Genomic DNA, 18,026 nt, shown 5'->3' with positions numbered 1-18,026 from the left:
CAAACAGGCAAAAATCCAACAAAACGGCGAGTTGAGAGACTCAGGCGCTCGGTTTTTCAAGCGTCAGGAAAGTTTCAATATCCGCTCACACGAATGTCGTATAAGATATATTATGCCAACTTGTATGTCAAAAAACGGCTGTTTACTCACATAATCGTGATACACGATGACTTGTTGCAAAGAATGGCCGTTTTGGCGCTAACGTGAAACGAAGTTCAATTTCTCCGGTCTCCGAACGCATTTCCGTGACCGGTTCATTCGATGGAACGGTCATTGCATGGCTCGCCTTTCTTTGCGTCAGATTGCTTTTCTGGGCTGCGCTTTCTCTCTGGGTTCGCTTACAGTTCTCCCTGCAACAGCACAGGCCGATGACTACACCGAGCTTCTGGATATTCTTCGCGCCAAAGGCAGCCTGACACGCGGCGAGTACAACAGTCTTCTCGCACACCATCTCAGACACGGTCATTCTGCTTCTTCGGAAAATCAGGACGGCACATCGAGCCCCCCTGCCAGACACAACCGTTATCGCCGGTATAACCCCAATCAGTACGATGGCTCTCTTGAGCCGCCGGATGTAACAACCATCGCCGCATCTCAGGCAGCACAACGTGCAGCTCAGGACGCAGCAGCCAGCGCACGTGATGCACGGTCCATGCTCGCGCACTACGATCCAGACAGCGTCGTTCGCGTTAAACCCTATGTCGCAGGCAAAGGCGTGACCGTTCAGGCCGGTCAGATCGAGATCAATCTCTCCGGCTTCGTCAACGGTTTCTATACGTATAATAGTCCTGGCGGCGGTCGTCCCGTGGCAGGCGGCGTTTCAACCGGTTCAAGCGGCTTTGACTCTTCTTCCGTCCGTAACGGACTTCTGCCTGGCGGTCTGATCCTCAAGCTGAACACCGTTCAGGAAGGCATCAAACTTGGTGCTGTCTTTGGTATGTACCCGGGCCTGAACAATGCCGATGTCGGATCATTCAACGCCAATTCCGGAGGCAGTCCTGTGGGCCTCGGTACCGCTGGTGTTGATTTCCGTCAGGTTTACATGACTGCGGGAACCGACAAACTGGGAACCATCAAGATCGGTCGTGATATCGCGCTGTTTGCTTCCGATGCCATCCTGAATGACGCAACACTTCTCAGCGTCGGCAGTACCGGCAGCAACGCCAACCCGGCCAATACATCGCTCGGCCGCATTGGCGTTGGTTACGTCTATACGGACTGGCTCCCGCAAATTACCTATATTTCCCCGAAATGGCATGGCCTCCAGGGCTCTCTTGGAATCATGACCCCACTGGACCAGTACAATTACGCTGGCGGCGGTCTGTCTGCGACAACCACGCAGCACAGTTCGCCCATGGTTCAGGGTAAAGTCACTTACGATGCGACCATTGCCGGTTTCACTACACGCTTCTGGGCCAGTTTCCTGACCCAGCACGTTCAGAACCTGACCAGTTCAACCCTCGGCACAGACAGCCGCAAAGGCGCAACCGTTGCCGCTGGCGACGTTGGCATGAAAGTCTCGCGCGGACCATTTGAAGGCGTGGCGTACTACTATTACGGCAACGGACTCGGCACGACCGGTCTTCTGTTTGACGGCATTTCGCAGAACGGACGCAAACGGAACTCTGAAGGTTACTATGTGCAGGCATCCTATAAGATCCTGCCGCGCCTGAAACTGGTTGGAAGCTACGGGGTCAGTAACCTTTATCAGGCGGCTGGCGAAGACAACCCGTCACTGGTCCGCCGCAATGAGTCCGAAGTCGGTGCGCTGTATTACACGCTGACGGACTGGATGTTCCTTGTAGGTGAATATGCCCATACGGAATCTGCTGCTCACGGCCCGAACCGTGAAAGCGATCACACCATGTCCGCTGGTGCGATGATCACGTTCTGACCTTAAAAGAACCGGGCAGACCCCCTGCCCGGTTCTTTCATTTTTCAGAGTTCCAGAACCATTCCGTCATACGCTGGCCGCACATCCGGAGGCAGCGTCTTGCACAGAATGTCGTAGTCCATATCTGTGCCCATATGGGTCAGAATTGTGCGCCCTGCCCTGATCTTCGTACGCCATTCCAGCACACGTTCCAGCCATGCATGAGCCGGATGCGGCTCATATTGGAAGCAATCCACAACCCATGTTCCAACGCCATCGAGAAGCGATAATGCCTCTTCAGACAGCGTTTCAACATCTGTGGAATATGCAAACTTCCCGAAACGCAGCCCCAGAGACGTGATCCTCCCGTGCCTCTGCTCGAAAATATGCCCTTCAAGACCCGGAAAAGTAACCGACTGGCCAGCTGCGACGACCTGCTCATCAAAGACCGGACGATAAAAATCCGGCCCCTTCCATGGCGCAAAAGCATAGGCAAAGCGCTGTCGAAGCTCTTCCAGAGTGCTTTGAGCCGCCAGTAATGGCAATGGCCTGTCAATCACGCGATTAATCGCCCGCAGATCATCCAGTCCGGCAATATGATCACTATGTGGATGCGTATAGAGCACTGCATCAATGTGGCTCAGGCCACAATTCAGCATCTGAGACCTAAAATCCGGGCCAGAATCAACCAGAAGCCGAAAGCCGCCCTCACCTTCAATCACGATCGACGAGCGTGTCCGCCGGTTCTTCGGATTTTCCGGATTACAATGCCCCCAGATCCCCGTTTGTGAGCCATCATGCCCCCCGAGCATCGGGACGCCCGCTGAACCACCACATCCGAGGATCGTGACTTTCACAGACGCGTCCTTGTAAACAGCCGGCGAACGTTGGCCGTCGTAATTTCAGCGATCCGCTCAGGCGAAACTTCCCGTTCCTGCGCCAGACGGGCTGCCGTATGCGCTACATATCCAGGCGTATTGGGCCGCCCGCGCTTGGGTGCAGGCGCCAGAAATGGGCTATCCGTCTCCACCAGCAAACGGTCTTCCGGCACAACCCGCGCAACCTCGCGGATTTCCTCACATTTCGGGAAGGTCAGAAGCCCCGAAAAACTGATGTAACCACCAAGTTCCAGAGCCGCTTCCGCCAGCTTTGGCCCTGAAGCGAAGCAGTGGATCAGAAACGGAAAGGCGCCCTTCCCGCTCTCATCCCGCAGGATTGCAATCGTGTCGTCATCCGCCTGACGCGTATGAATAACGACCGGCAATCCCGTTTCCCGAGCTGCGGCAATATGCGTTCTGAAGGATTCATGCTGCGCTGGCTTCGCCTCATCTCCACTATGAAAATAGTCGAGCCCGGACTCGCCAATTGCCACCATGCAGGACGGCTCAGCTTTGCGAACCAGTTCCTCAACGGACGGCAAACGCTCCTCACCCACGTGGTCAGGATGCGTCCCGATCGCGCACCAGACGCGCAGATCCGGCGTGTCGAACCGCGTCAGGCCAATCTGTGTGTCAGCCTGAGAAAACCGCGTTCCGATCGTAATCATCCCGTCCAGACCAGACTGCCGCGCGATGTCCAGCGCGGCAGGCACATCGTCAAGACGGTCCAGATGGCAGTGACTGTCGATCAGTCCCGTCATTCTGCGTCCTCGACGACAAAGCGCGGGAACAGCCCTTCCGGCTTCGGCAGTGTGCGGCCACCCGGCAGCGGCGTTTCAAGAGCCGCGAATGTGCGCTCGCCATCTTCCACACCGAGCTGCGTCAGCATCTTGTCCATGGTGTTGGGCATGTAAGGCTGGAGCATCGTCGCGATACCGCGGATCACATCCAGCAACACACGCAGCACATGCGCCATGCGCTCCGGATCGGTCTTCTTCAGCGCCCATGGAGCCTGACGGTCAATGTACGAGTTAGCTGCACGAATGATCTTCCACACTTCCTCAAGCGCATCCGTAATCGCTTTGCGCTCGATCTGTTCGCTCATGAGCGTTGGCAAAAGCTGAACGGAGGCCAGAATGGTCTGATCATCTTCCGTCAGCGGCCCCCGCTCCGGCACGACGCCGCCAAGATTCCGCGCCACAAGGCTCAGCGTCCGCTGGCACAGATTGCCAAGATCGTTCGCCAGTTCGACATTCGTGCGCGTAATCATGGAGCGACGGCTGAAGTTTGAATCGCCACCAAACGGCACTTCACGCATCAGGAAGAACCGCAACGCATCCAGACCGAACTCATCAGCCAGAGCCTTCGGGTCCAGAACATTGCCGAGAGACTTGCTCATCTTCTCGCCTTCGACCGTCCACCAGCCGTGGGCGAACACGCTCTTCGGTAGTTCGATACCCGCAGCCATCAGGAACGCAGGCCAGTACACGCAATGGAACCGCGCAATTTCCTTGCCGACAATATGCAGGTCAGCTGGCCAGAACTTCGCCCGCGGATCATTCAGATCCGGGTAGCCCACAGCCGTCAGATAGTTGGCGAGCGCATCGAACCAGACATACATGACGTGATCAGGGTCATTCGGAACCGGAATCCCCCATTTGAAGCTGGTCCGGCTGACGGAAAGATCCTTTAGCCCCTGCTTCACGAAGCTCTCAATTTCCCGACGTGGACCATGTGGGCCAATGAAGTCGGGGTTATCTTCATAAAGCTTCAGCAGACGGTCCTGAAACTCGGACAGCTTGAAGAAGTAAGACGGCTCCTTGACGCGCTCCACCGGCGCACCGGACGGAGCAACCATCGTGCCATCCGGCTTCTTGACCAGTTCGTCTTCGCCAATAAACGCTTCATCGCGCGTAGAGTACCAGCCTTCATACGCGCCGAGATAGATATGCCCGTTGGCCGCGACCTTCTCCCACAGAGCCGTTGCAGCAACCTTGTGGCGTTCATCTGTCGTGCGGATGAACTCATCCGTGGAGATCGCCATGTCCTGCTGCATCTGGCGGAACGACGCAGAAATCTTGTCCGCATAGGCCTGCGTCTCCATGCCCTGTGCCGTCGCGGTCTGCTCGACCTTCTGGCCGTGCTCGTCCGTCCCACTAACGAACAACACGTCTTCACCATTCAGGCGATGGAAACGGGCCAGAACATCAGCCGCGATGGACGTATAGGCATGCCCGATATGCGGAGCGCCGTTCACGTAGAAAATCGGAGTTGTAATGGTGAAGCGCCGCGTCATGTCCACTCGTCTTGTCATGCCCGAGCCATTCACATCCCGGCAGCGCGTTCCACTGCCTGACGAATGGCCTGGGCCTTGTCCAGATTAAAACCGTCTGTCTGCCGCTTCAGTGTATCAAGTTCCGAACACTGACGGGCAGAAGAATCAGCAAGAAGCAGGTCGCCACGTCGTGCAGCCGAGCGTGCGCGTTCTGCCAGCCCCTCGCCTAGCAAATCACAGAGCAATGCGAAACCTTCCGTCTCCCGGGCAATCCGGTCAATGAGAGGAAGCATCTCCGCATTCAGGGCCTTCCCGGCCAGGATTTCCGCCACAAAACCCGCAATGGCCCCATCCCGATCCTGCGCCAGAAACAGCGCCCGCCCCGGTGAGCCATGCGCCCTTGCCAGCACATCTTCCGGGACATCCGGCAGAATGGCCCGCATGTCATGGTTCGAAACCGGTGACAATGCCAGCGCCCGGCAACGGCTTCGGATTGTAGGAAGAAGCTTGCCGGGAGACGCCGTCGTCAGCAGCAGGATGGCACGCGGCGGCGGCTCTTCAAGGATTTTCAGAAGCGCGTTGGCCGCAAAACGGTTCAGAAACTCCGCCCCGTCCACAATAACCACACGCCAGCCGCCTTCGGTCGCCGTGTGATGCAGGAAAGACTGGACCGGCCGGACATCCGCAGCCGTAATTTCCCCGCGCAGACGCCCTTTTTTCTCGTCAACGGCACGGGAGATTTCCAGAAGATCGCCATGTGTGGCGGCCGTAATACGCCGACCAGCAGGAGAATTGGAATCTTCCCCGTTTAAAAGAATACGAGCCAGACGAAACGCCAGTGTCGCCTTCCCGATCCCCGCAGGACCGGAAATCAGCCAGGCATGATGAAGGCGACCCGAAGCCAAAGCAGCCCGAAAAACATTTTCAGCCTCTTCATGGCCCCGAAGTTCAAACGTGTGCCGAGGATCCGTCACCTGCCAGAAACACTCGCCGTCTGATCCAGACGTTGCAGCACAGCTTCGAGCAGACCGCGGCTTACAGCCTCTGGCGTGCGACCAGCATTGATACGCTTCACACGTTCTGGCTCTGCGCGGGCAATCGTATCGAAGCCCGTCAGGACACGCTGATGAAAAGCCTCAGCCTGACCCTCATAACGATCCGTCCGTCCGCCCCGGCTTTCCAGTCGCTCAAGCGCCTGCTCCCGTGGAAGCTCCAGCAACAATGTCAGATCCGGCTCGCGCGCCACGAGACGACGAGCGCCCGTGATGAACTCCAGACGCTCCGCTGACGCATTCCCAACGCCGTAGCCCTGATAAGCCAACGTCGAGTCATGAAACCGGTCACAGACAACAATTGCACCACGCCCAAGGGCGGGCAGGATCAGATTATCCAGGTGGTCACAGCGCGCTGCCATATGAGCCAGCACTTCCGCACGCCAGGAGAATTCTTCCTCCCCGAACAGAAGCAGATGACGGATGGCTTCCGCGCCCGGCGTCCCGCCCGGTTCACGGGTCAGGATCGTCTCGTAACCCCGATCTCCAAGCACATCCGCCAGAAGGCGCGCCTGCGTGGATTTCCCCGCGCCTTCGCCACCTTCCAGCGTGATGAACAGGCCGTTTTTAATTTGCAGGGCCATGACCAAGGCGCGCCATTGCACGTCCAACCAGTCCGAGTTTCGCAACGGACGTGCCAGCCTGCAGCGCCACACGAATATCCGCCATGCCCGGCGCTGAAATCACGATCGCCCCACAGGACTGCCCGGCGACAACCGGCGCAATCACGGGCGACGCATAATCCACCGCGATGTGTGAGCGCTGCTGCCAGCCGACTGGCATCGTCATCACAATGTCAGAACCCGCCACGAGCGGAACAGCCTTACGCTCACCCATCCATACCGGTGCATGATCAACAACCTGCCCCTTTCGGAACAAGGTCGCATTTTCGAAGTTTGCGAAAGCCCACGCCATCAGACGCTCGCCTTCATGAGCGCGCTCATTGCTGGACGCCGTGCCGTTGATCACAACAATAACGCGATTGCCATTGCGGTTGGAGCTGGCGCACAGACCAAACCCACCTGCATCGGTATGACCCGTCTTCAGACCGTCAGCGAGGCCCTTGTCCACGAGGACGTTCCGGTTGCCCTGCTTGATCTTGTTGAACAGGAACTCGGTTTCACCGAAGAAATGATAGTACTGCGGGAAATCGCGGATCAGGTGCATGGCGACGGTCGCTACGTCATGAGCGGACATGTAATGCCCCTCAGCCGGCAAACCCGTCACGTTCATGAAGTGCGAATTGTTCAGCCCAATCTTGGGCGCTTCCTCGTTCATCATCGCGACAAAGCGCTCTTCAGACCCGGCGATGCCTTCAGCCAACACAACGCAGGCATCATTGCCAGACTGGATCACCATGCCCTGGATAAGATCCTGCACCGCGACGCTTTCGCCAAGCGGCACGAACATCTTGGACCCCTGCGTCCGCCACGCTTTCTCGCTCACTGGAAGCGCCTGGTCCAGACGCAGACGTCCCGTCGCAAGCATGCCGAACACGATATACGCCGTCATCATCTTCGTCAGGGATGACGGTGCCATGCGCTCGTCAGCAGCCTTGTCCAGCAGAACGGCGCCCGTATCGAAGTCCACGATATAAGCCCAGCGTGCCACCGTATCGAACGGGCCGATCGGCGTATTCGCAGGTGTTCCAACTGGTGCTGCAGGAGCAGCAGACGCTCCGGCGGCCGCGGCCTTCGCGTGGCCAGCATGATGATGCGGGCGCGCCAGTGCACTCAGCGGCCCGCCAAAAGAAGCACAGGCAGCAAACCCTGCCACACCACCGAAAAGAGAGCGTCTAGTCCGCACGTTCGTCCCCAGTTTTTCAGCCTTAGTCACGGCCGTCATTCCACAATGATCCGTGCGCCCTCTACCCCGCACGCATGGGTCCGGTCCAGTGCCGCATCGGCTTGGGCGGTATCGGTATAGGGTCCGGACCTCACACGCCAGTCCAGACCTGCCCCATCTGGCACGCGCTCAACCTCACCAGAGCACCGCGCCGCAATGCTGGCCGCAGCTCCGCGACCGGAAAACTTTCCCAGCAAAACATAAAGCCCCGTAGGCCCCGGACTACCCTGCGACCACGTGACAGGCATCGGGGTAAGCGTAGAGACCGCCTGACGCCCATCCGACGAGTCGCTTCCATAGGTCTTCGCTGCACCACCATCGAGAGACTCTGCACGAACCTCACCAACAGGAGCCGACTGGACGTCCAGATGAGGAGCACCGGTCAACCCTTCGACCAGAGCACGGCTCGCTGCTTCGTCTTCCGTCACCTCTACAGGTGTGTCGGCGGTCATCCCCAGCAGATCCGCAGCTTTCGGAGAGAGGGCGATAATTCGCCCGGCGTTAGCGGGCCCCCGACGCGTCAATCGGATACGTACAACACGTCCGTTGATCAGATTTCGTACTGCCACGACAGCAGGAAGCTGCAAGGTCTGATGCGATCCGGTCATACCGTCCGCAGACCAGACCTCCCCATCAGACGCGAGTTGCCCCTTCAGAGGCGTTTCGCGTGTCGCAAGGCCAGTCGCGCGGTAATCGAACTGCTCATAGGGATAAAACCACCCCTGTGGCCCCTGCCAGGCATTCCCCAGCTCATAATGAGGACGCGCGGCTGGTACAGGCGCGTCATCCTGATGACAGCCGCCAAACAGAGGCAGAAACGCCAGAAGTGGCGCGCAATTACGGAGTAACAATGCCGGTTCCCAGAAGACCTACGCCCAGTGCGTAATAATCAGATGGATTGTAACGACGGATCACGTTGAAATTGTGGTAAACCATGAAGGCCTGCGTACCAGCACCATCCGGCTGAATGATCGCACCCTGTACGTCAGTCCGGGAGAAACGTGCCCCATCTGCCCGGCGCACACCCAGAGACATCCATTCCGCAAGAGACTTTGTATTGGTCCGGCCGATTTGGCTCTTGTCGAGCGCATTTGCCAACGTCACTTCCTGCCCCCAGGGCTCGTAAGGCTGCCAGCCACATTTCCCCATGTAATTGGCAATGGATGCGAACACATCCGGCTGAGACGTCCAGATATTGCGCTTGCCGTCTCCGTCTCCATCCGCCGCATATCGCAAATAGGCGCTCGGCATGAACTGGGCCTGCCCCATGGCTCCGGCATAACTGCCCATCATGGCTTCAGGTGAGATATCACCATCGTTCAGGATCTGGAGCGCCTTCATCAGCTCCCCCCGGAAGAACGTGGAGCGACGCCCATCAAAAGCCAGTGTCGCCAGCGCATCCACAACCGAGAACGTGCCGGTATGTACGCCAAAGCCCGACTCGAGCCCCCAGATCCCCATAACCGCACGATCATCACATCCAAAGCGCGCCGTGACGGGGGCCATGACGTTTTCAACGCCCGCGTAAGTGATACGCCCCTTCTGAAACCGCGACTCTGGCAGAACGCGATCACGGTACTGGGCCCATGTCAGCGTGAACTCAGGCTGGTGTCGATCAAGCTTCAGAACCTTGGGGTTCGGTTCCTTCGTAAGGGATAGGGCACGCGAAACAATGCTGGACGACAGCCCCTGCGCCAACGCCTGCGTTCTCACACCAGCGAGAAACGCCCCATAATCCTGTGCTTCAGCAGAGCGTATCCCCATTGCCGCAGCGCCGGCGACCGAGGAAAAAGCGGCAAGAAGGTTACGTCTTTTAAGCACTGGACTATCTGCCCCCAGAGGGTGGTTCATTTGCAGCGCACGCTAGCAACCTGTGATGCTCCCCGCCAGTCTCCCGTCTTTCTTTCCGCGCTCAGACGGATGAAACAGCGGCCTTGAGATTGTCGCCAGCGCGCCGACATGCGACATCAACGTTCCATGATCATGGAACATCCCCCGGCATGATAGCCATTGGCCCCGCCCTGGCGTCGCAGCCTGCATGGCTGAAAGCCGTCAGCATCATTGTGGGGACATTCATCCTCGAGGATGTAGCCACCGTCCTGTCAGGCGTTGCGGCCCGTGCCGGACATGTCAGCATAGCACTGGCTCTTGGAGCTCTCTGGTTCGGCGTCGCTGTCGGAGATCTCGGACTGTACGGCCTCGGCGCTGCCGGAGCACGCTGGCCTTACCTTCGCCGCTTCCTGACCCTCCCAAAGCAGGAACGCACGCAGGACTGGTTTTCAAAAAACGTTATTCGCATCGTTGCCATTTCGCGCTTCGTGCCCGGCGCGAGACTACCGCTCTACACGGCATGCGGCTTTTTCCGGGCACCATTCCTGCGCTTTGCCATGACGGCCGTTCTCGCTACGCTGGTGTGGACAACACTGCTGTTTCTGCTGGCAATGCGGATCGGCGGCTGGCTTCTGGCGCATCAGGGAGGCTGGCGCTGGGCGGGGCTGGCAGGATTTGTTCTATGTATTGTTGTTGTCGGGCGCCTGATCGCCCGTATCCAGACCGTGAGCCAGTAATTGAATGTCCAAGACAGAGACCGAGCAGAATCCCCTTTCTCTTTTTGAGTTCTGGCCAGGTTCAATCTTCTACACGCCCATCGTCCTGTACTGGATCGCCATGGGCCTGAAATACCGGGACCTCAGCATCCCCACCGCCGCCAATCCGCGCATTGAAACAGGCGGCCTCTGCGGTGAGAGCAAGTCCTCGATCCTCGATATGGCTGGTCCCGTCGCAAAGGACGCCATTGCACCCTATGCCGTTTTTGAAAGCGGTCCCGGATCAATGGAGCGCGCTTTGACGGCCATGGAGCAGTCTGGCCTCTCATTTCCCGTCGTGGTGAAGCCAGACATTGGTTGCAACGGGACAGGCGTGAAGCTCGTACATTCCCGCACGCAGATGGAAGATGTTCTTCCGCAGTTTCCGGAAAACGTGGCACTTATGGTGCAGGAACTCATCGATTATCCGGTGGAAGCTGGCCTGTTCTATATCCGCCATCCGGATCAGACACAGGGCCGCATTACGTCCGTGACCTACAAGGAAGCGCCGGTTCTGACGGGTAACGGACGTTCCACCATTGAGGAACTCATCATGCGTGACCCTCGCATGGGTCAGGTTCCCCAGCTTTATCTGCCGCGACTTGCAGGCCGGGAGAAAACGGTGCTGGCCGAGGGTGAGCAACTGCCATTGGTTTTCGCTGGCAACCATTGCAAAGGGTCCGTGTTCCGGGATGGCCGTGCAGACACCACACCTGAACTGACTGCCCGTCTGGATGCCATCATGAAAGACGTTCCGGATTTCTATTTTGGTCGGGTGGACGTGAAGGTGCCTTCGATCGAATCACTTCAGCGCGGAGAAGGCCTGCGAATCATCGAGATCAATGGCGTCGGTTCCGAAGCCATTCACATCTGGGATCGCCGTACGACACTCTGGGAAGCCTATCGCGCCCAGTTTTCCCACTATCGCCAGACATTCCTGATCGGTGCGGCCAACAAGGCCCGCGGATGGAAGACTTCCGGTGCTTTCGGAATGCTGCATTCCTGGCGCAAGCAGCGTCGCCTGCTCGCGTCCTATCCCATGAACGACTGAGGGAACATCAGTTCCCGAGGTTGCCGCCGCCGAAGATATAATTGCTGACCTGCTGTTCCAGAGACAGCTGATCGCGGGTGTCCTTGATAACCCCGCCAGTGGTCAGTGTCTTCGGGTCTTTGCCCGGCTCGATCTGAAGCGCGTTATCAGACGTCATGCTGGGGGCACCAATTCCCACTGCCGTGTCGACCGGCAGATGAAGACGTTCATCAACCGAAAATGCCACGTCGGCCATCTGGCTCTGCGGATCCAGCCGGATGGACTGAACGCGCCCAACTGTAACTCCAGCCAAATCAACATCCGCACCTGGCTTCAGGCCATTGGCCGAATTGAACTGGGCATGCATGACAATGCTGTTCTGAACCGGGTCCTTGCGCAACTCTTTGCCGTAAACAAGAAATGCCCCGGCAACGACAAGAACAAGGCCGCTTGCCAGAATGGCACCACCGCGCCCGCTGTATCCTGACTTCATGCCGCGCCTCAACTTTCAGAAAACCTAATAGAAGGGCGAGTTAATCTGCCCCCAGAGCCCGGTCAAGGTTGCGTCCCTTCGCCCCATCAGGCAAGTGACTTCCTTTTACGCCCATCCGTGCAGGCTCCATGACGCTTTTCCAGGCCATCATCCTCGCCATCGTTCAGGGTATCACCGAGCCCTTCCCTGTCAGCAGCCTCGGTCACGCCGTTCTGCTCCCCGGTATCCTCCATTGGAACGTGGACGAACATTCAGACATGTTCCTGCCGTTCCTGACGATGCTCCATGTCGGAACCCTCGTGGCTCTGGCGGGTGTTTTTTGGCGCGACTGGATGGCCATTCTTCGCGGGATGCTGGGTCTGCACGGTCGATACAACCAGCTTGAGTCGATTCGGATCTTTGGCCTTCTCGTGATTGCGACAATTCCCGCTGTCATCTTCGGCGGCCTTTTCGAACATCGCCTCCGCGCCATATTCGGTGCGCCCCTGGCCGTTGCGGGTTTTCTGGTCCTGAACGGTCTTCTGCTCCTCGTCACGGAATGGCTCCGCAGACAGCGCGGCCAGGCAGATCACCGCCCGATCTCTTCCCTGTCTCCCAAGGATGCCCTGGTGATCGGGTTCTGGCAGTGCCTTGCCCTGTTCCCGGGTCTGTCACGCTCAGGCGCCACAATGAATGGCGGCCTTCTCCGTGGGTTGGATCACGGCACGGCCGCCCGCTTCTCCCTTCTGATGGCCCAACCGGTCGTTCTGGCGGCAACCGCCAAAGAAACATGGCAGATGCGACATATGACAATTTCCCACGATGTCATGTTTCAATGCGTGGTGGGTGCCGTTGTCGCCGGTGTCACCGCTCTGATCTGTTCTCTCCTGATGTTGCGCTTCTTCCGCAATCATGACGACTGGGCTCTCAAGCCTTTCGGCATTTACTGCATTGCTGCCGGTCTGCTGGCAGGCGTTCTCATCGTTCTATAAACCTTTCCAGACGCCGCTTTTCCCGGCAGATTAGGGATCATGCCACTTCCGATACAATCCAGCGCATCGACCGCCACCTCGGCCCGGCGAAAGAGTCTCGAACAGATCATGTCCGAGAATGAAGCGCACGGGCTGAAGCGCAGCCTCACGGCGACCCAGCTCATTCTTCTGGGCGTGGGATCCACAATCGGGGCTGGCATATACGTCATGACGGGAACCGCCGCCGCAGAATATGCCGGGCCGTCTGTTCTCATTTCGTTCGTGGTGGCCGCCCTCGCCTGCCTTTTTACGGCGTTCTCATATGGGGAGCTGTCATCCACGCTTCCCGTTTCCGGCTCAGCTTACTCGTACGCCTATATTTCAATGGGTGAAAAGGTCGCCTGGCTCGTAGGATGGCTACTTCTGCTGGAATACGGAATTTCCTGTGCAGCAGTCGCCGCTGGCCTTTCAGGTTATGCTTCGTCCCTGCTTGAAGTATTCGGTATTCATATTCCCGAGGCTCTGACTCAGGCAACACTTCAACCGGTTCCGGGGTCAGAAGGCACCGCAATCAGTGGTGGCTGGAGGCTGGATCTCATCGGTCTGACAGCCGTATTTCTCGTTACGGCTCTTCTGGTTCGCGGCATCGAAGAATCTGCGCGCGTCAATACGATTATCGTGTTTCTCAAGGTTGGAGTTCTTGGTTTGTTCGTGGCGTTTGGTATCCAGGCCATTCATCCCGCGAACTGGCACCCGTTCATTCCCGCGAACCAAGGCGGTTTCCATTACGGCGTCAAAGGCATCTTCAGAGCCGCTTCTGTCATTTTCTTCGCCTATGTCGGGTTCGAAGCCGTCTCGACAGCATCAGCCGAAGCCAAAAACCCGACCCGGGATGTCCCCGTCGGGATCATTGGAAGCCTGCTGATCTGCACAATCGTGTACATGATTGTCGCAGCCGTACTGCTGGGGATCGTGCCCTACCGTGAACTGGACGTGCCCGATCCACTGGCCATTGCCGTAAAAGCCATGAATACGCCATGGCTGGCCATCTTCATCAATGTTGGTGCAACAATCGGCCTCTGCTCGGTCCTGATGGGCCTGATGTATGCCCAGTCACGCGTCCTCCTGACCATGAGCCGTGACGGCCTGATCCCACCGCTTTTTTCCAAGGTCCACACTCGGTTTCGTACCCCTTGGCTCGGCACCATCGTTCTGGGTCTAGTCGTTGCTCTCATGACGGCCACTCTTCCCATCGACATCATCAGCGATCTGGTTTCCATCGGTACGGCGGCAGCCTTCGGCATCGTCTGCTTCACAGTCATCTGGCAGCGGAACACGCGGCCAGACATCCAGAGACCATTCAGCGTCCCGCTTGGTGGCTTCCGTATTCGCGGCTTCTGGATTGGCGTGTCGCCCCTTCTAGGCATCATATTCTGCCTGTTCATGACCATTCCGCTTGTCTCAGATATGATCCATGCCGTCGCTAGCGGTAATCCTGTTCCGTTACTGCTTCTGACAGGCTATGTGGCTCTGGGTGTCATGACCTATGTCTTTTACGGGCGACGCAACTCCACGATGGCGCAGTAAAACGCGCCCTTACGGATAAAGACCAGCCTCTTTATCCGTATTATCATATCGCCCAATAAGCGCCCCGAAAGACTGTCCTGTTCCATCTTTCCACTCAGCCCACCCATTAGCGGACCTTCCCAGAAGATAGGCAGCCGGAGCACTGGGTGATTTGAACAGCGTGTCCCGCATAAAGACAATGCGTGAGCCTTCCAGCTTCAATATGCCCTGATCAATCAAGGCATGACGCTTCTGGAAGTAGTTATCCCTCAAAAACGCATCAGAAACTTCGGCTCTTCCATAAGAACCACCCAGAACCACAAAACCTTCTTCCGTATAGCGGGCTCGCCCTTCAACACCAGAAGCCCGGCAGTATAATTCCTGCCCTTCCTTATCGGCCTCCGCTGACTCTGCCGGTCGATCCGACTGTAAAGCCGAAGAAACGCTTGGGCGCCGCCTGACTAATGGGTCGAAAAGCGGATACCCCAAAGTCGTCAGCAGAATATCCAGCGTCTCGAACACTTCCCGACATTCTGCTTCCATGGCTGGCGGAGCATGGGGCTTACTGCCGACCGTACCGTTTTCAAGCTCGAAACGCTGCGCTTCCGTTGCGCGACTGATAGCCAGCCACTCCAGATAATGGGCGTGCGTGACTGTCAGGCTCTGCGTCAGCGATAGGGCAACAACAGCCCTGTTCCAGAAATCCTTCTTCTCATTGTGCTGCTTCAGTCGCACGCCGAAGTTGCCAGTCTGCCCAATATAGGCTTTCGCAGCGCCGCTTTCTTCATTCTCGCCGAAAAGAACATAGACCCCCACAAAGCCCGCTTCCGGCATTCGCAGAAACGCTTCCAGACGGACACGCGGAACTTCTATGGCCTGCACAATCCGCGTGGTGATGGCTGCCGTTCGAATGCCCTGTGGATCGCCAGAGGGAAGGAAAATCTGAATGGTCTGCGGATGGTCAGACATATGCTCTTCAATTTTACCAGTCACTTCAGCGTGCTGGTATGGTTCCAGACCCCAACCCGTTAGGCAACAAACGAAGAAAAAAAGCCACCGGGCCACGGTGGCTTTTTCTTTTACGCTCCCGGCGTACCAGGTCCCATGTAGCTTCCCGGCGGCGGGCGATCGATCTTGGGGGACAGCAGCTCGCTAGGCCATGCCTCTTCACCCGGGCGCGGCGGCATCATGGCAAAACGCGCACGCGGCAACGCCTCAGGACATTCCTGTCGGATCCGGGCGATGATCTTTTCCCGGATGTCACACCGCAGATCCCAGCTCTGTAACGCATTCCGGGCACTGGCAATGATACGGATGGACATGACCTGCGCATTGCAGTCCGCCACCTGCGCATCAAAAACCTTGCCGTCCCAAAGCGGACAAGTGCGGATAATTTCGTTCAGCATCTCCCGGACCTTGTCCATCGGCGCCTCATAATCCAGCCAGAGAAACACGACGCCAATGATCGCTGCGGAATTATGTGTCCAGTTTTCGAACTGGTTTTCCAGAAAATAGGAAATCGGCACGATGTGACGGCGCCAGTCCCAGACGCGCAGCACCACGTAAGTCGCGTTGATTTCTTCGACCCAGCACCAGTCACCATTAATAATGACGAGATCTTCCATACGGATGGGCTGGGTTACGGCAATCTGCACACCTGCAATCAGATTGGTCAGCAGTCCACGCGCAGACAGACCAACGATCAATGATGCTGCACCAGCAGATGCAAAGAGCGAAACGCCATACTGCTTGACGGACGGAAAAAGCATCAACGCGGACGCCACCGTCACAATTCCAACCATGATCTCCGTCAGACGCCTCAAGACGCGGATCTGCGTCTGATGCGTTCGGATCATGATGTCGTCGGTCTGTTCACGGGAAGACAGACGGTTGAGATACGCCTCCGTCATGATCCGGAACACGATAATGGCTGAAAAGCCGAAGGTCAGAACCAGCAGAAACAGGAAGAACAGTTTTAAATTTTGTTCTGTCTCGTAAGAGAAACCCGTTGCCGCCGGGAGTGCCGCGACCATGGCAAGCAGCGCAATCATGATCCGCGTCGGCCTTCGCAACGCGGCCACGATCTTCCGGATCAGCGCGGCACTGCGCGATCCAGGAATACGCAGCGTCAGAGACGTTACGAGATTACCGCAATAAAAAGCCAGAATACCCACGACTGCGAGCATCAGAACGGAAACGACAGGCGCCGGAAGCCAGGTAAAGTAAGACCGGACGGCAAACAGCGTGCTGACGAAATGCTGCGTCACTAGGCGGAAAACTCCTTAACGAGAGGCGAGGATCAGGCCAGCCATAACAGATATGGGCAATGTGAAAAATGCGGATACCAAAATCCTTCATTTTCCTTCTGATAACGTGTTGACACCCCACCAGATCCCCCTTAAAAACCCGCCTCAACGCCGGGTCAGCCCGGTGGGATGGCGGTGTAGCTCAGCGGTAGAGCAGGGGAATCATAATCCCTTGGTCGGCGGTTCAAATCCGTCCACCGCTACCATCCTTCTCTCATAAAAATTATAAAAATCTTTCAGGTATCTGATCTGGAAGCATTTTTGTATCCTGACGGCATGATCAAAAAGCCTCTCGCCGTCGTCACCATGGTTTACAATGAGCCGGAACATCTTCTGGTTTGGTGCAGGCACTATGGTGCGCAGGTTGGCGAACAGGCCTGTTACGTTATCGATCATGGCTCAACGGACGGTTCGACAGACTCTCTCGGCCAAATCAACCGGATCAGAATCCCCCGTTCTCCTCAAGACGATGAGCGCCGTACCCGAGCAATCGGGAAGTTCTGCGACAGCCTGCTCGAATGGTATGAAAGCGTCATCTATGTCGACGTAGATGAACTCCTCCTCGCTGACCCGGATCTCTTCCCCTCCCTCACCCATTTTGCTCAGGCCAATATCCACCCTGTGGTGACTGCCACCGGCCTGGACGTCATCCACCGTCCCGAGAACGAAGCCCCTTTCGACTACACGCGGCTTGTCTCCTTCCAGCGACGGCACGTTCGGTTTTCAAGCGCCATGTGCAAACCCGTCCTGATCAAAACATCCGTTACCTGGGCCCCGGGCTTTCATTGCTGCGCTGAAATTGCACCAGAAATGGGTGCACCACTTTTCCTTTTCCATCTGCGCTATGCAGACCTGCCGTCTGGGCTAAACCGCCTTGAACGGACACGCGCGCAGCCCTGGTGCTCCGATAACGTCGGGCAACATCAGCGTCTCGCGAATCAGGATTGGGAAAACATGCTTCGCGGCATGGCCGGACTTCCAGTTGTGGATGCAACCTTCGACCAGGAGGACCAACGCCTGCATAACTGGCGACAAGCCGTTGAAGATAGCGTTGCTCCGCGCATACATGATCGGTACAGGCTAGACCTACACCTCAACGGGACAGAACTCTGGCGCCTCCCGGAACGCTTCATAGGCCGGATATAAAAAAACCGGCCCTGTGAGAGGGCCGGT

Annotated in this window: 17 protein-coding genes and 1 tRNA gene; 7 read left to right on the top strand and 11 right to left on the bottom strand. The window is 57.3% G+C overall.

Annotated features, from left to right (window positions below; genetic code table 11):
* Positions 1 to 277 precede the first annotated feature (277 nt).
* The gene (locus tag GFR01_RS11935) at positions 278 to 1,894 is read left to right on the top strand and encodes a porin family protein (protein ID WP_174694710.1); all 1,617 of its coding nucleotides are present in this window, start codon (positions 278 to 280) and stop codon (positions 1,892 to 1,894) included.
* A 44-nt stretch (positions 1,895 to 1,938) separates the two neighbouring features.
* Here the strand turns inward: GFR01_RS11935 and GFR01_RS11930 are convergent, their stop codons facing one another.
* The 8 genes from GFR01_RS11930 to GFR01_RS11895 are packed head-to-tail and all read right to left on the bottom strand — an operon-like array spanning position 1,939 to position 9,687.
* Positions 1,939 to 2,730, bottom strand: a complete 792-nt coding sequence (locus GFR01_RS11930) for an MBL fold metallo-hydrolase (protein WP_099182639.1) — start codon at positions 2,728 to 2,730, stop codon at positions 1,939 to 1,941.
* Positions 2,727 to 3,512, bottom strand: a complete 786-nt coding sequence (locus tag GFR01_RS11925) for a TatD family hydrolase (RefSeq protein WP_099182638.1) — start codon at positions 3,510 to 3,512, stop codon at positions 2,727 to 2,729. The genes GFR01_RS11930 and GFR01_RS11925 overlap by 4 nt, the downstream gene beginning before the upstream one ends.
* Positions 3,509 to 5,047, bottom strand: a complete 1,539-nt coding sequence (gene metG, locus GFR01_RS11920) for a methionine--tRNA ligase (RefSeq protein WP_099182637.1) — start codon at positions 5,045 to 5,047, stop codon at positions 3,509 to 3,511. The genes GFR01_RS11925 and metG overlap by 4 nt, the downstream gene beginning before the upstream one ends.
* A gap of 29 nt (positions 5,048 to 5,076) precedes the next feature.
* Positions 5,077 to 6,000, bottom strand: a complete 924-nt coding sequence (locus GFR01_RS11915) for a DNA polymerase III subunit delta' (protein ID WP_099182636.1) — start codon at positions 5,998 to 6,000, stop codon at positions 5,077 to 5,079.
* Positions 5,997 to 6,662 (bottom strand): dTMP kinase, encoded by a 666-nt coding sequence (tmk, locus tag GFR01_RS11910; protein ID WP_099182635.1) that lies wholly within the window; start codon positions 6,660 to 6,662, stop codon positions 5,997 to 5,999. Before tmk ends, GFR01_RS11915 begins: the two co-directional genes overlap by 4 nt.
* A complete protein-coding gene (locus GFR01_RS11905; RefSeq protein WP_099182634.1) occupies positions 6,646 to 7,923 on the bottom strand; it encodes a D-alanyl-D-alanine carboxypeptidase family protein in 1,278 nt (425 codons plus the stop codon). The genes tmk and GFR01_RS11905 overlap by 17 nt, the downstream gene beginning before the upstream one ends.
* Positions 7,920 to 8,774 (bottom strand): septal ring lytic transglycosylase RlpA family protein, encoded by an 855-nt coding sequence (locus GFR01_RS11900; RefSeq protein WP_099182633.1) that lies wholly within the window; start codon positions 8,772 to 8,774, stop codon positions 7,920 to 7,922. Before GFR01_RS11900 ends, GFR01_RS11905 begins: the two co-directional genes overlap by 4 nt.
* Positions 8,761 to 9,687: a lytic murein transglycosylase gene (locus GFR01_RS11895; RefSeq protein ID WP_244902282.1), complete on the bottom strand. Its 927-nt coding sequence runs from the start codon at positions 9,685 to 9,687 to the stop codon at positions 8,761 to 8,763. Before GFR01_RS11895 ends, GFR01_RS11900 begins: the two co-directional genes overlap by 14 nt.
* A 236-nt stretch (positions 9,688 to 9,923) precedes the next feature.
* Here GFR01_RS11895 and GFR01_RS11890 point away from each other — a divergent pair, with 236 nt between their 5' ends.
* The gene (locus GFR01_RS11890) at positions 9,924 to 10,490 is read left to right on the top strand and encodes a DedA family protein (protein ID WP_099182632.1); all 567 of its coding nucleotides are present in this window, start codon (positions 9,924 to 9,926) and stop codon (positions 10,488 to 10,490) included.
* A 4-nt stretch (positions 10,491 to 10,494) separates the two neighbouring features.
* Positions 10,495 to 11,559, top strand: coding sequence for an ATP-grasp domain-containing protein (locus GFR01_RS11885; protein WP_063904712.1), 1,065 nt, complete (start codon positions 10,495 to 10,497; stop codon positions 11,557 to 11,559).
* 7 nt (positions 11,560 to 11,566) lie between these two features.
* Here the strand turns inward: GFR01_RS11885 and GFR01_RS11880 are convergent, their stop codons facing one another.
* Positions 11,567 to 12,031, bottom strand: coding sequence for an MlaD family protein (locus tag GFR01_RS11880; protein ID WP_099182631.1), 465 nt, complete (start codon positions 12,029 to 12,031; stop codon positions 11,567 to 11,569).
* 128 nt (positions 12,032 to 12,159) lie between these two features.
* On the opposite strand from GFR01_RS11880, the gene GFR01_RS11875 reads away from it, so the two are divergent.
* A complete protein-coding gene (locus GFR01_RS11875; protein WP_099182630.1) occupies positions 12,160 to 13,002 on the top strand; it encodes an undecaprenyl-diphosphate phosphatase in 843 nt (280 codons plus the stop codon).
* A 39-nt stretch (positions 13,003 to 13,041) separates the two neighbouring features.
* Positions 13,042 to 14,568, top strand: a complete 1,527-nt coding sequence (locus GFR01_RS11870) for an APC family permease (RefSeq protein WP_099182629.1) — start codon at positions 13,042 to 13,044, stop codon at positions 14,566 to 14,568.
* Positions 14,569 to 14,577: 9 nt separating this feature from the next.
* Here the strand turns inward: GFR01_RS11870 and GFR01_RS11865 are convergent, their stop codons facing one another.
* Both GFR01_RS11865 and GFR01_RS11860 read right to left on the bottom strand, forming a co-directional pair.
* Positions 14,578 to 15,516, bottom strand: a complete 939-nt coding sequence (locus GFR01_RS11865) for a GIY-YIG nuclease family protein (RefSeq protein WP_099182770.1) — start codon at positions 15,514 to 15,516, stop codon at positions 14,578 to 14,580.
* Positions 15,517 to 15,626: 110 nt separating this feature from the next.
* A complete protein-coding gene (locus GFR01_RS11860; RefSeq protein WP_063904716.1) occupies positions 15,627 to 16,814 on the bottom strand; it encodes a mechanosensitive ion channel family protein in 1,188 nt (395 codons plus the stop codon).
* Positions 16,815 to 16,984: 170 nt separating this feature from the next.
* Between GFR01_RS11860 and GFR01_RS11855 the strand changes: the two genes are divergently transcribed.
* Both GFR01_RS11855 and GFR01_RS11850 read left to right on the top strand, forming a co-directional pair.
* Positions 16,985 to 17,059: transfer RNA gene (locus tag GFR01_RS11855), tRNA-Met, on the top strand.
* A 70-nt stretch (positions 17,060 to 17,129) separates the two neighbouring features.
* Positions 17,130 to 17,999, top strand: coding sequence for a glycosyltransferase family 2 protein (locus GFR01_RS11850; protein ID WP_174694709.1), 870 nt, complete (start codon positions 17,130 to 17,132; stop codon positions 17,997 to 17,999).
* Positions 18,000 to 18,026 lie beyond the last annotated feature (27 nt).

It is taken from the genome of Gluconobacter frateurii (assembly GCF_002723955.1).
Lineage (GTDB): Bacteria > Pseudomonadota > Alphaproteobacteria > Acetobacterales > Acetobacteraceae > Gluconobacter > Gluconobacter frateurii.
Note: the sequence above shows the minus strand (reverse complement) of the source record. Positions and strands in the feature narration are given on the sequence as shown.

What these genes read in the sequence shown, in the direction of transcription:
- tmk (WP_099182635.1), bottom strand. Translation starts at nt 6,662, where the DNA reads ATGGCCCTGCAAATTAAAAACGGCCTGTTCATCACGCTGGAAGGTGGC.
- GFR01_RS11895 (WP_244902282.1), bottom strand. Translation starts at nt 9,687, where the DNA reads ATGGGGATACGCTCTGCTGAAGCACAGGATTATGGGGCGTTTCTCGCT.
- GFR01_RS11905 (WP_099182634.1), bottom strand. Translation starts at nt 7,923, where the DNA reads ATGACGGCCGTGACTAAGGCTGAAAAACTGGGGACGAACGTGCGGACT.
- GFR01_RS11870 (WP_099182629.1), top strand. Translation starts at nt 13,042, where the DNA reads ATGCCACTTCCGATACAATCCAGCGCATCGACCGCCACCTCGGCCCGG.
- GFR01_RS11865 (WP_099182770.1), bottom strand. Translation starts at nt 15,516, where the DNA reads ATGTCTGACCATCCGCAGACCATTCAGATTTTCCTTCCCTCTGGCGAT.
- GFR01_RS11875 (WP_099182630.1), top strand. Translation starts at nt 12,160, where the DNA reads ATGACGCTTTTCCAGGCCATCATCCTCGCCATCGTTCAGGGTATCACC.
- GFR01_RS11935 (WP_174694710.1), top strand. Translation starts at nt 278, where the DNA reads ATGGCTCGCCTTTCTTTGCGTCAGATTGCTTTTCTGGGCTGCGCTTTC.
- GFR01_RS11925 (WP_099182638.1), bottom strand. Translation starts at nt 3,512, where the DNA reads ATGACGGGACTGATCGACAGTCACTGCCATCTGGACCGTCTTGACGAT.
- GFR01_RS11890 (WP_099182632.1), top strand. Translation starts at nt 9,924, where the DNA reads ATGATAGCCATTGGCCCCGCCCTGGCGTCGCAGCCTGCATGGCTGAAA.
- GFR01_RS11880 (WP_099182631.1), bottom strand. Translation starts at nt 12,031, where the DNA reads ATGAAGTCAGGATACAGCGGGCGCGGTGGTGCCATTCTGGCAAGCGGC.
- GFR01_RS11850 (WP_174694709.1), top strand. Translation starts at nt 17,130, where the DNA reads ATGATCAAAAAGCCTCTCGCCGTCGTCACCATGGTTTACAATGAGCCG.
- metG (WP_099182637.1), bottom strand. Translation starts at nt 5,047, where the DNA reads ATGACGCGGCGCTTCACCATTACAACTCCGATTTTCTACGTGAACGGC.
- GFR01_RS11885 (WP_063904712.1), top strand. Translation starts at nt 10,495, where the DNA reads ATGTCCAAGACAGAGACCGAGCAGAATCCCCTTTCTCTTTTTGAGTTC.